Source organism: Acinetobacter sp. YH12040, from assembly GCF_013420005.1.
Taxonomy (GTDB): Bacteria; Pseudomonadota; Gammaproteobacteria; order Pseudomonadales; family Moraxellaceae; genus Acinetobacter; species Acinetobacter amyesii.
Genome location: NZ_VOZB01000008.1, coordinates 106,491 through 118,217, shown reverse-complemented (window position 1 = coordinate 118,217; position 11,727 = coordinate 106,491). Strand labels below are relative to the sequence as shown.

15 protein-coding genes are annotated in these 11,727 nt (G+C 41.2%); 9 read left to right on the top strand and 6 right to left on the bottom strand.

Annotated features, from left to right (window positions below; translation table 11 throughout):
- Positions 1-33: 33 nt before the first annotated feature.
- Positions 34-513, bottom strand: a complete 480-nt coding sequence (locus FTT99_RS10820) for an RNA pyrophosphohydrolase (protein WP_078192761.1) — start codon at positions 511-513, stop codon at positions 34-36.
- Between the two features lie 181 nt (positions 514-694).
- On the opposite strand from FTT99_RS10820, the gene FTT99_RS10815 reads away from it, so the two are divergent.
- The 3 genes from FTT99_RS10815 to FTT99_RS10805 all read left to right on the top strand — a co-directional run bounded on the left by FTT99_RS10815 (position 695) and on the right by FTT99_RS10805 (position 2,254).
- Positions 695-1,351 carry an HAD family phosphatase gene (locus tag FTT99_RS10815; RefSeq protein ID WP_180131718.1) on the top strand — a complete coding sequence of 219 codons (657 nt, stop codon included), beginning with the start codon at positions 695-697 and terminating at the stop codon, positions 1,349-1,351.
- A 92-nt stretch (positions 1,352-1,443) separates the two neighbouring features.
- Complete coding sequence (locus tag FTT99_RS10810) at positions 1,444-1,917, top strand: DUF2628 domain-containing protein (RefSeq protein ID WP_180062911.1); 474 nt, start codon at positions 1,444-1,446, stop codon at positions 1,915-1,917.
- 94 nt (positions 1,918-2,011) lie between these two features.
- The gene (locus tag FTT99_RS10805) at positions 2,012-2,254 is read left to right on the top strand and encodes a DUF2789 family protein (RefSeq protein WP_078189726.1); all 243 of its coding nucleotides are present in this window, start codon (positions 2,012-2,014) and stop codon (positions 2,252-2,254) included.
- Between the two features lie 618 nt (positions 2,255-2,872).
- Here the strand turns inward: FTT99_RS10805 and FTT99_RS10800 are convergent.
- Entirely contained in the window at positions 2,873-3,736 is an 864-nt protein-coding gene (locus FTT99_RS10800; protein WP_078189725.1) for a LysR family transcriptional regulator, read from the bottom strand.
- A 468-nt stretch (positions 3,737-4,204) separates the two neighbouring features.
- Between FTT99_RS10800 and FTT99_RS10795 the strand changes: the two genes are divergently transcribed.
- Positions 4,205-4,414: a hypothetical protein gene (locus FTT99_RS10795; RefSeq protein WP_180131715.1), complete on the top strand. Its 210-nt coding sequence runs from the start codon at positions 4,205-4,207 to the stop codon at positions 4,412-4,414.
- 129 nt (positions 4,415-4,543) lie between these two features.
- On the opposite strand, the gene FTT99_RS10790 is transcribed toward FTT99_RS10795, so the two are convergent.
- Positions 4,544-4,780 (bottom strand): DUF2061 domain-containing protein, encoded by a 237-nt coding sequence (locus FTT99_RS10790; protein ID WP_180131712.1) that lies wholly within the window; start codon positions 4,778-4,780, stop codon positions 4,544-4,546.
- A gap of 359 nt (positions 4,781-5,139) precedes the next feature.
- Between FTT99_RS10790 and leuC the strand changes: the two genes are divergently transcribed.
- From leuC to leuB, 4 genes are all read left to right on the top strand, one after another.
- On the top strand, positions 5,140-6,588 hold the full coding sequence (leuC, locus tag FTT99_RS10785; RefSeq protein WP_180077931.1) for a 3-isopropylmalate dehydratase large subunit: 1,449 nt from the start codon (positions 5,140-5,142) through the stop codon (positions 6,586-6,588).
- Positions 6,589-6,612: 24 nt separating this feature from the next.
- Positions 6,613-7,263, top strand: a complete 651-nt coding sequence (gene leuD, locus FTT99_RS10780) for a 3-isopropylmalate dehydratase small subunit (RefSeq protein WP_180161451.1) — start codon at positions 6,613-6,615, stop codon at positions 7,261-7,263.
- A gap of 109 nt (positions 7,264-7,372) precedes the next feature.
- Entirely contained in the window at positions 7,373-7,936 is a 564-nt protein-coding gene (locus FTT99_RS10775; RefSeq protein WP_180131709.1) for a hypothetical protein, read from the top strand.
- Positions 7,937-7,977: 41 nt separating this feature from the next.
- Entirely contained in the window at positions 7,978-9,057 is a 1,080-nt protein-coding gene (gene leuB, locus FTT99_RS10770) for a 3-isopropylmalate dehydrogenase (RefSeq protein ID WP_078189719.1), read from the top strand.
- A gap of 74 nt (positions 9,058-9,131) precedes the next feature.
- Here leuB and FTT99_RS10765 read toward each other — a convergent pair whose 3' ends face one another.
- The 3 genes from FTT99_RS10765 to infA all read right to left on the bottom strand — a co-directional run bounded on the left by FTT99_RS10765 (position 9,132) and on the right by infA (position 10,442).
- Positions 9,132-9,578: a hypothetical protein gene (locus FTT99_RS10765; protein ID WP_373684593.1), complete on the bottom strand. Its 447-nt coding sequence runs from the start codon at positions 9,576-9,578 to the stop codon at positions 9,132-9,134.
- A 114-nt stretch (positions 9,579-9,692) separates the two neighbouring features.
- Positions 9,693-10,067 carry a hypothetical protein gene (locus tag FTT99_RS10760; protein WP_180113566.1) on the bottom strand — a complete coding sequence of 125 codons (375 nt, stop codon included), beginning with the start codon at positions 10,065-10,067 and terminating at the stop codon, positions 9,693-9,695.
- Between the two features lie 153 nt (positions 10,068-10,220).
- A complete protein-coding gene (infA, locus tag FTT99_RS10755) occupies positions 10,221-10,442 on the bottom strand; it encodes a translation initiation factor IF-1 (protein ID WP_001284370.1) in 222 nt (73 codons plus the stop codon).
- A 231-nt stretch (positions 10,443-10,673) separates the two neighbouring features.
- On the opposite strand from infA, the gene FTT99_RS10750 reads away from it, so the two are divergent.
- Positions 10,674-11,681, top strand: coding sequence for an AraC family transcriptional regulator (locus tag FTT99_RS10750; RefSeq protein ID WP_078189717.1), 1,008 nt, complete (start codon positions 10,674-10,676; stop codon positions 11,679-11,681).
- Positions 11,682-11,727: the final 46 nt, after the last annotated feature.

The following is an 11,727-nucleotide window of genomic DNA, read 5'->3' as shown; positions in this document are numbered from 1 at the left end:
CATCCTAAAAATCTGCATCCATTCTGCAAATTTTTACGGCTTTTGTGGAAGCTGACTGCAAAGTTCCACCATGGCTTTACGATATACATCGCGTTTAAAATTCACCACTTGTCCTAGTGGGTACCAATAGCTGACCCATTGCCATTGATCAAACTCAGGTGGATCTGACAAATCAAGCTGAATATGCTGTGCTGAAGCTGTCAGTTTCAATAAAAACCACTTTTGCTTTTGACCAATACAAACGGGGGCTGAATCGGTACGTATATACCGATGTGGCAAACGATAGCGCAACCACCCTTGGGTTTGTGCTATCACCTGGACGTGTTCGGGCAGTAAGCCAACTTCTTCTCTCAGCTCACGGTAAAGTGCCTGTTCGGGGGTTTCTCCATGTTGGATACCTCCTTGTGGAAATTGCCAGGCATTGTGACCAATGCGCTTTGCCCATAAAACTTGTCCAATGTCGTTTGCCAAAATGATCCCGACGTTGGGTCGGAAACCTTCTGAATCGATCATTTGGCTACCTAAATATTGTGTAATTTATGACTTTGCTCACGGGGACGTTTATTTCTGTGTCCATCTCGAAAAAGCAAAGTGTAAAAATGTTAAAATTGTTATGATCTTAACGAATTTCTATCGACTAGCGGAGATAGATTTACAATTTTTTTCTTAAATTTCAGCTTTTACGAGTATTTTCATGAAATTGGCACTGTTTGACCTTGATCACACCTTATTAAATACCGACTCAGACCATTCTTGGGGGGAGTTTTTGGTCAATGAAGGCTTGGTTGATCCAATTCGTCATCGTGCCATGAATGACAAATTTTATGATGATTATAAAAAAGGCCAGCTTGACCCGATTGCCTATAACGAATTTGTATTTGAGTTTTTAACCCAACATGACAATGCCTACTTAACTGAGTTACATCAGTTGTTTATGAAAAAAGTTATTCGTGCGCAAATGCGTCCAGAGGGCTATGCTGCCATTCAGCGCCATCAAGATGCCGGGCATCAATTGGTCGGGATCACCGCAACGTCTGATTTTATTACCGCACCGATTTTTCGTGAATTCGGCATTACTGAAATCATTGCGACCAATGCCGAAGTTGCGAATGGTAAATATACAGGTAAAGTAATTAATACTCCGTGCTATCAAAAGGGCAAATTAGTCCGTTTGAATCAATGGTTAGAAGGTCGTGATGTGACAGAGTCCTGGGCCTATTCAGATTCAATCAATGATCGATTCTTATTGGAATATGCGGATCATGCAATTGCAGTTAATCCAGATGATCGTTTAGAGGTCCTAGCAAAAGAACAAGGTTGGGACATTCAAGACTGGTCAATTCAAGCCTAAAGATGAACAGGAAAAAAAGCATCTTGAGATGCTTTTTTATTTGATGTTCTTTTGATTAACCCTCGACTCACTTATTTGAACTATCGCTCCGTATGCAGACAGAAGCTTCTTTTAAACATTTAATTCAAATCTTTATTGGGCCACGTGCTCAATCTTATTTAAATTTCATTGAACAACAAGTTGGACAGAACAATGGTCTGAGTTGGGCAGGGCTAATTTTTGGACCCTATTGGTTACTCTATCGAAAGATGTACCGCTATTTCTTCTTATTCTTTGCGGTTGGTTTTTTGATTAGCATGTTGGCACTCATCATCGGTGTGCCTGAACAAGTCTTGATGGGGCTGTCATTGATTCCTAACCTCATACTCGCTGGGATCGGAAAGCGGCTTTATAGCGATTTTGCTGTGCAAAAGACCAAAGCCTATATGCAGCAGCCGAAATATAGTGAACAGGTGTTTGCTGAAGAAGGAGGAGTGAACTGGGGGCTGCCTTTATTGTTGGTATTTATTCAATCTGTCGTGATGATTATGCTCAGTTTGCCTTTTATTCAATTTTCACCGCTATAGAATTCTGTAATTGAGTGCGTGTTCGTTCCGTGTTATATCCTTAAAACAGAAATTTTGTATCCATAAACAATAAGTTTTAACACGGAGAATGACAATGAGTGTACGTCCACGCATGACTCATCTATTTGAACAACTGGGTTTAGATTCGAGTGAAGACGCGATTGCTTTATTTATCGTGACGCATCAACTCAGTGCCCAAACTAAAATTACCGAAGCAGATTATTGGACAGATGCTCAGCGCCAGTTCTTGGCCGAAAAAATTAAGTCAGATGGTGAGTGGGCGATTATTGTCGATCAATTGAATGAATCATTACATGAAGATTCATTGACGAAGTAAAACTGACGGGTTTTTCTTTGTTTTTTAATGGGATCGGCTGAAATAGGTGATCCCATTTTTACTGAAAAACTGATGTTACGTACGTAAAAGTTATTTCGTGTTTTTAAAATGATTTTTAAATCTATTCAACGAAGTCTTACATCTAGGAATTGAATAAATTGATTGGCCTTTGGCTGGAGGTACTTTTGTTTCGGCAAAAGTACCCAAAACCATTGTCATCCGCAAAACTCGTTCACTACCGTCTAATTATTCAAAGTATCGCAAAAACATTTTTGATGAGAAGTAGTCCTATCTCAAACACTTGCGGATGACCTTGCCGCGTATCGTTCTTATATTTGAATCAAATTGCACTTCTGATGTTACTGTATAACATCAGTGAAAAGAGGTTGAACTTTCATAATAAGTAAGAGCATCTATTGCTGACCTTGAGCAAAGCTACAAATATTGATGGCAGATTTGAAGGTCACTGCATTGTCTATGATGACTATTCAACAAGGACTGTTCAACACTTGGCTAATCAAGTCATTCGCTTTTTCTAGATGCTTAAACAGATGAATATAAAAAGCCACCATAGCGGTGGCTTGATTAATAATTGAATTTTGTAGGCAAAAAAATGAATTAGATGTGTTTCATCAATTCAACCAGCTTTTGTGCAGCAAGTGACTGAGTACGGCCTGGGTGCCATACCATGCCCAATTGACGATTCATGTTTGAAGGTAAATTCAGTTGTTTTAAATCTTGGTTCAATAAGGTTTTAGGAAGGACTGACCAACCGAGACCAATGGAAACCAACATACGAATCGACTCGAGTGAATTATTGCTCATGGTGACTTTTGGTTTCAGGCCATACTTTTCAAACTCAGCCAAGGTAATTTGACTGGTATAGGTTTGCGCCGCAGGCAATAGACTTGGGTATTGGATCAAATCCTCTAAGGTTAAATGTTCAACTTGCGCCAAAGGATGGAAAGGCGCAACCACGAATACCAGTGGATCATTCCATGTCGTAATGTATTTTAAACGGCTGTCACCTTGTGGCGGTAAAGTTAAAAATGCCAATTCTAAGTCGCCAGCCAAAACTTGCTCATGGGCCTGTTCAGAATCAACAAAGTGTACATCTAATGTTACTTCCGGAAACTGTTGTACATATTGACGCAAATGCGCTGGTAAATGGTGTAAGCCGATATGATGACTGGTACCAATTTTCAGTTTACCTTGAACCTGACCTTGCTCATGGCTGAGCGTATGGTGAATATCGCCCAACTCATTCAGCCAGCTTTTTACTTTTGGCAAGAGAGAGTTTGCTGCATGCGTCGCTTGAACACCACGACCCGCTGATTCAAAAAGTTTGACACCGAAGTATTCTTCTAAACTGTGAATACGCTTGGTTACAGCAGGTTGCGTAATGAAGAGCTGATCTGCTGCCAAAGAGATCGAACCAGTTTCCATGACTTTTACAAAGGCTTCAAAGGCTGCGAGATTCATCTTCATTCCTATAAAGAATTTTTATGCGTAGTCTCATTGTTATAATATTTTAAGAATAAATCAAAGGAAAAGTTGTATCTTTTGATTTAAAACTAGGCGTTCAAGCCAGATGACGCTTTAAATCTGAGGGAAGTTTCAGGGTTCAATAGTGTTATTTGAGTACTTGGTCGCTGCATGATTTAAGATTGGGCTGAGACATTTTCAGCTCAAATGCGCTGTTACAAAGTTATTTTTTAAACCGAAACCAGAGTTATGCATAATATAAAAAAATACAGGGCTGGAAAGTAATTCAACCGTTTGAATTAAAGAGGAGCGATGGCGTTTCTTTTAATTCAGTATTGAACTAAAACAAAAAATGAACTCAAGTTTTGATGGCTTGGAGAACATACTTTTCAGTGAATAATTATAGCAACAGGTACAGTCAGAGCTGCATCGATTAGCGATGTTGTACCTCACAGGGAGAAGGCGATGGATATTAAACACATTAAAAATTTATTGGATATTTTTGAAGGGACAGTCGAAAAGCGCTGTGCAATATATGAAATCGCAGATGATGAAGACGACGAAAACCGTGCAGCTGCTGAGTGTAATGCGGCAAAAAACAAACTGATTCTTGCGATAGAACAATTGGTTGAGGCGCATGGTCAGCTGGTCTTACAACAAAAAACCAAGCTTTGATGATCTGTCTACAATTGAATCTATAGGATGAAATGAATAGAAAGTTAAAGTGGATAGAGTAAAAGAACGTTTTGAGGTCATTAAAAAAACCACCGTGATGGTGGTTTTTTTACAAGGAGCAGGGTTGGATTAAGCGGGGATATTTTTCTCTACAGCTTTATCTTTCTTTTCCCAGACTTTTTCGTGGAAGAAAAAGGCAACCGCTTGAACAGTTGGTTCAAGTAAACTTAATGTAATGGCCATTGCAATACTGCCTGTTACGTAATAACCAACCAACATCGCAACCGTGATATGCATGATGTAATAGCTCAAGGTTTTTTTGAACATGCGCTGATTATTTTCGACGAACTTGTTAATGTGTGCCATGAGAATGCTCCTTGTTAAATTGATAAATCTTGGCAATGAGTTAATAATAATGATTCTTATTTGCAATGTAAAAGAGAAAATTCGATTTATGACCATTGAATTTTTAAATTACTGTTTAAATAATGGCAGACAGTGAACAAAAAAAGTCGGAGAAAATTCTAAAGTTTCATCTGCTGAAAGTATTGAAGTGAGCGTGTTTTAAACGCATTAATGGTCTTTAAAATGTAGCGGAAATCAGCAGTTAAATATCATTCCTATAAGTTTTTAAACTAATAAAAATGATAAATTAGATTTATGTGAATACGTGGTTATAATCGATTTAACGAAAGAATTTACCCAGTCCAGTGGAGCAAATCGACATGGCAGGCGAAACCCAAAAAGCGGAAACCCAAACAAAAAAAACCTTGTATGACAAATTGTGGGATGACCATCTAGTAAAACAACGAGATGATGGCTCTTCATTATTGTATATCGACCGTCATTTATTGCATGAAGTGACTTCTCCACAAGCCTTTGAAGGGCTACAGCTTGCGGGCCGTAAACCATGGCGTTTAAGCGCTAATGTTGCAACGCCAGACCATAACGTACCTACGTCTACTAAGGAGCGTGCTGAAGGTATTGCAGGTATTGAAGATGATACCTCACGTATCCAAGTGCAAACTTTAGATGACAACTGTAAAACTTTTGATGTTGCCCAGTTTGACATCAACGATGTACGCCAAGGGATCGCGCATGTGGTTGGGCCTGAACAAGGTTTAACGTTGCCAGGTATGACCGTGGTGTGTGGTGACTCACATACTGCAACGCATGGTGCATTTGGTTGCTTGGCACATGGTATCGGCACATCGGAAGTTGAACACGTATTGGCGACTCAATGCTTAGTTCAAAAGAAAATGAAGAACATGTTGGTGCGTGTTGACGGTCAATTGGGTCAGGGCGTAACTCCTAAAGACGTGGTTTTAGCGATTATCGGTAAAATCGGTACGGCAGGTGGTACAGGTCACGCGATTGAGTTTGGTGGTCAAGTATTCCGTGATATGTCGATCGAAGGTCGTATGACGGTGTGTAACATGGCAATCGAAGGCGGTGCGCGTGTTGGTATGGTCGCTGTCGATGACAAAACCATTGCCTATGTAAAAGACCGTCCATATGCACCGAAGGGCGAACAGTGGGATGCTGCAGTAGAATATTGGAAGACTTTAGTGTCTGATGAAGGCGCGCATTTTGATACTGTTGTAGTGTTGCAAGGTGAAGAAATTGAGCCACAAGTGTCTTGGGGGACTTCTCCTGAGATGGTGATTCCTGTATCTCAAGCAGTGCCAACTTTAGAACAAGCCAAAGATGATGTACAGCGTAATGACTGGACACGTGCATACAACTACATGGGCTTAGAAGCGGGGCAGGCATTGGCTGATATTCAATTAGACCGTGTATTTATTGGTTCATGTACCAACTCACGCATCGAAGATATTCGTGCAGCGGCTGAAGTGGCCAAAGGTAAAAAAGTGGCGGCATCGATTAAGCAAGCCATGGTGGTGCCGGGTTCAGGTTTGGTGAAAGCACAAGCAGAAGCAGAAGGCTTAGATAAAATCTTAATTGAAGCAGGCTTTGAATGGCGTGAGCCGGGTTGCTCAATGTGTTTGGCAATGAATGCCGACAAATTGCAACCAGGTGAGCACTGTGCATCGACGTCTAACCGTAATTTTGAAGGTCGTCAAGGCAATGGTGGTCGCACGCATTTGGTGAGTCCAGCAATGGCAGCAGCTGCGGCAATCGCTGGTCACTTCGTTGACGTTCGTACCTTCTAATCAGGGCTAATAGGAGCAAATCGCATGAAAAAATATACCGTTGAACAAGGTATCGTTGCACCATTAGACCGTGCCAATGTGGATACAGATTTAATTATTCCAAAACAGTTTTTGAAATCTATTAAGCGTACAGGCTTTGGTGCCAACTTATTTGATGAGTTGCGCTATTTGGATGAAGGCTATTTAGGTCAGGACATTTCAAAACGTCCAATTAACCCAGATTTCGAATTGAATAAACCGCGTTATCAAGGTGCGTCGATTTTGATCTCTCGTGCAAACTTTGGTTGTGGTTCGAGCCGTGAGCATGCGCCTTGGGCATTAGAAGAATATGGTTTCCGTACCGTCATTGCACCAAGCTATGCGGACATTTTCTTTAATAACAGTTTTAAAAATGGCATGTTGCCAGTGATCTTGTCTGAAGAGATCGTCGATCAGTTATTTAAAGAATGTGCTGCATCTGAAGGCTATCAATTAACCATTGATTTGGCTGCGCAAGAAGTACGTACACCGAGTGGTGAAGCATTTACATTTGAAGTCGATCCATTCCGTAAACACTGCTTATTGAATGGCTTGGATGATATCGGTTTAACTTTACAAGCAGCCGATGATATCCGTGCTTATGAAGAAAAAACCAAAGCATCTCGCCCTTGGGTATTTACAGAAATTAAAGCTTAAGTCAGTGTCACTGTAGAACTTCTTAGTAGTCAGTCGGCTTAAGTCTTGTTAATATCAGGCGAAACAAAATTTATACGTTAGCCAGAATTTATCAGGTTGGGTTCGAAAAATGAAAAAGTTCTTCGGTCAGCTGGTTGTAACGGGAGCGCTGTTTGCAACGCTCTCTGCCTGTCAAAGCTTTGACACGGCACGCATTAAAAATGTGAAGGAAACTGAAAGTACAAAAAATAATGCTTTGATTTACTGTGCAGGTACAGTGCACTGTGAATTTGAGCGTTTTGATCAAATACAAGTGGTTGATCCAAATAATCAACGTGTACAACGTGCTGCGATTAAAGCAGGCATTGTGCGGTTGAATGGTCGTTCATTGTCTGAACCTAATCCTTTGTATTTGTCTGTACCTACAGGTCAGCATGAAATCGTGATTCGCTATTATCCAATTTCTCAGGAAAAAGCAGAGCGCTTGCATGTCATTCACAACTTTAGGTCTAAACACGAGTACACCTTTAAAATGTACCGTGAGCGTTCAAAAAACAGAGGCAGTTTACTAGATAAATCTGCGCCTGATCCGCTCTGTGTAGACTTAAAGCAAGGTGCAAAAACGATTCGACGTTTCTGCCGACCCTACAATGTCCTCACAGGACTTGGTGAGTTTGTAGAAAAGAAACTTTAAATCTGACTGGTAATCAAGCCAGCGTATAAATGGAAAGACTCATGTCAAAACATATTTTGATTTTACCAGGTGATGGTATTGGTCCTGAAATCGTGAAAGCGGCTGAACAAGTGCTGACACGTGTAAACGAGAAATTCAACTTAGGTTTGACTTGGGAACAAGGTCTTTTAGGTGGTGCAGCGATCGATGCGCACGGTTCACCTTATCCAGATGTAACAGCAGCACAAGCGAAGACTGCTGATGCGATTTTATTGGGTGCAGTGGGTGGTCCTAAGTGGGATACCATTGAGCGTTCAATTCGTCCAGAACGTGGCCTATTAAAAATTCGTTCAGAATTAAATTTATTTGCCAATTTACGTCCAGCAATTCTTTATCCGCAGCTTGCAGATGCGTCGAGCTTAAAACCTGAAATCGTAGCAGGTTTGGATATTTTGATCGTACGTGAGTTAACTGGCGGGATCTATTTCGGTCAACCACGTGGTATTCGTGAACTCGAAAACGGCGAAAAACAAGGTTTCAATACTGACGTATATGCTGAATCTGAAATCAAGCGTATTGCCAAAGTTGCTTTTGAAATGGCGAACTTACGTGGTGGTAAGGTATGTTCAGTGGATAAAGCCAACGTGCTAGAAGTGACTGAGCTTTGGAAACAAACCGTAACTGCGTTAAAAGAAGAGCAGTATCCTGAAATTAACTTGTCTCATATGTACGTCGACAATGCTGCAATGCAATTGGTCCGTGCGCCAAAACAGTTTGATGTGATCGTAACTGGTAACTTGTTCGGCGATATCTTGTCTGATGAAGCGGCGATGTTAACCGGTTCTATCGGCATGCTGCCATCGGCTTCTTTAGATGAAAATGGTAAAGGTATGTATGAACCTTGCCACGGTTCAGCACCAGACATCGCAGGTCAAAACATTGCGAACCCATTAGCAACAATTCTGTCTGTTGCTATGATGCTGCGCTATACCTTCCGTGAAGAAGCGGCGGCAAAAGCAATTGAAGATGCTGTAGGTAATGTCTTAGATCAAGGCTTACGTACAGGTGACATCATGTCAGAAGGCAGTACTCAAGTCGGTACTGTAGAAATGGGTCAAGCTGTAGTTTCTGCATTGAACTAATGGCGAATCAAAAAACGCAGCGTTTATGCTGCGTTTTTTTGTGCCTAGAAATTATCAATCTTAGAATTGATGCGCTAACAGGTGCGACCAGTTAATCGGACATCAGTTGCAATATTATGCTTTAAGCGAAATTGAATAAGGCAGTTTAACTCAACCTCATAGCGTGTATTTCCACTGGGAATCGGCACAGCAGCGCCGCTGCCCATGCCCATTGCGGGATTTTCAGCCATCGGTAAAGGAATACTGATCGGGCGTGCGACACGATAACGGAGGTAGTCAGAACTGACCTCTACGGGAGAGGTTCTTTGATAGCCAAGTTTGCTGAGATTAAGTTCTGCTTGAATCGTTTGGCTCGATTGACCAATAAATGAGGCTAAATAGCGTTCACGTTCAACGGAGGATATCGTTGATGTCGTGCTACAGCCAGCCAACCATACAATGCTTAGAACGCATCCCATGCTCAATATCGGACGAATAAAACGCTGATCTTTGTAAACCTGATGTTCTAAAATAAATTCCATGGGCCAGTTCCTCACGAAATAAATTCAGTTTAGTCAGATCGGTCTGTATAACACTGTAGTCATTTGATACACGGTCATCCGAGCAAGATTAGCCTCTAGGATTCTCATGCAGGATCAACAAGCTTTACCAACATAGTTAATAGATTCCACTATTTGATTGCGTAATTTGAACTCGATTTTACATTCCATATCGACAGTGACACCACCTTTAGACGGCGTTGGGATAGGGGCGCCCATGGCTATACTGGTGCCGATATTTGGTGTACCAATCGGGATTGGCATCGAGCGTAAAATGGTATAGCTGAGTTTTTCATTGCTTTGTACGGGTGCTCCCATCACTTTATAGCCCAATTGACTCAAGTTGAGCTCTTTACGAACTTGATCAGCTGGCTGTCCAATATAGTGTTGTAGGGATTGATTGAGTTGCTTTTGGCCTGTCGTGGCGCAAGCAACACAAAAGATAGCACCGACTAATCCTAGATGTTTCATATGATTTTATGTCCTTATATTTTGAATTTTATAATCGAATTTTTATGTTTTTAGACTGTAAAGGAAAGCAAATTTGCAGTCAATTTTTATCATTGTATTGAAATAAATACAAAAAAAGCCACTTATAAAGTGGCTTTTTCGCTTCGCTAAAACTTAGCGCGCACGGTAAGTGATACGACCCTTAGTCAAATCATAAGGTGTCATTTCTACTTTAACACTGTCGCCAGTCAAAATACGGATATAGTGTTTACGCATTTTGCCAGAGATGTGAGCAATCACTTCATGACCGTTTTCTAAACGTACACGGAACATAGTATTAGGAAGCGTCTCGGTGACAACGCCTTCGAACTCGATGAGTTCCTCTTTATTGGCCATAGCCTACCTGAATGAATAAATTAGCAAGGCGCAAATTATAGTCAATTTTTTTTCAGAATACAAGCCGTAAAAGGCTTTGAACTGATCGACTGTCAGTAAAATAAGCGAACAATTCAGTTAAATATTTTCAACAAAAAATGTGCAGTAACAGTTGTCAGTTTGGTCAATCGCAGTTAATCTAAAATCAATCTTTTTAGGTATAAATGAAGTACATACAAGGAAGGTTCTGGAGTGGGTCAGCTAACTGATGCATCTGTTGTGTTGCGTTTAGGGTATCAAGCGATTCGTCGTGCCGGATTGCCAACAGAAGAAATTTTAACAAAAGCGGGTGTGGCATTAAATCAGGTTGAAACCAATGACCGTACCCCATTGAATGCACAATTTGCATTCTGGGTGGCTGCAGAAGAAGTCAGTAAGGATCCTGATATTGGTTTGCATCTGGGAGAGCATTTGCCTTTATATCGAGGGCAGGTGATTGAACACTTATTTATTTCATCTGAGAATTTCGGTGAAGGTTTAAAGCGGGCTTTGGCCTATCAACGCCTAATTAGCGATGCCTTTCATGCGCAATTGGTGATTGAAGATGACCGCTGCTATTTGACCAATGGTCATCAGCCTTGGGCAGAAAATATCGTGAATCGTCATTTTTCTGAATGCGCGATGTCCGGTGTTTTGCGTTTCTTTAAGTTTATTACTGAAGGGCGTTTTCAGCCGATTTATATCGACTTTAACTTTAGTCAGGGCGCGCCAGATGATGAGTATTTCCGTGTTTATGAATGCCCTGTGAGCTTAGGGCAGAAAGAAACCCGATTGTATTTTGATCCGGCTATTTTAGAGTATCAATTGTGGCAGGCAGAACCTGAGTTATTACAATTGCATGAGCAGTTGGCGATTGAAAAACTTCAGGAGTTGGCGCGTTATGATTTGGTCGGTGAAGTTCGCCGTGCTATTGGTTCAACGCTTGAAAGCGGTGAAACCACACTCGAAACGGTCGCTGCGCAGCTCAACATTACCCCGCGTCGTTTACGGACTCAATTGTCAGAAGCCAATACCAGTTTTCAGCAAATTTTGTCAGACTATCGCTGTCGTTTGGCTAAAAAATTATTGGCCAATACCAATGAAAGTGTGGAGCGCATTGTGTACTTAACGGGTTTTTCTGAACCAAGTACGTTCTATCGTGCATTTAAACGCTGGACCAATGAAACGCCCGTGGAATACCGTAAGCGGAAGCAGCGTTAAGGTTGATCTTCGATAAAATCCTTCCCTAAACAGAATCCCCCTTTTG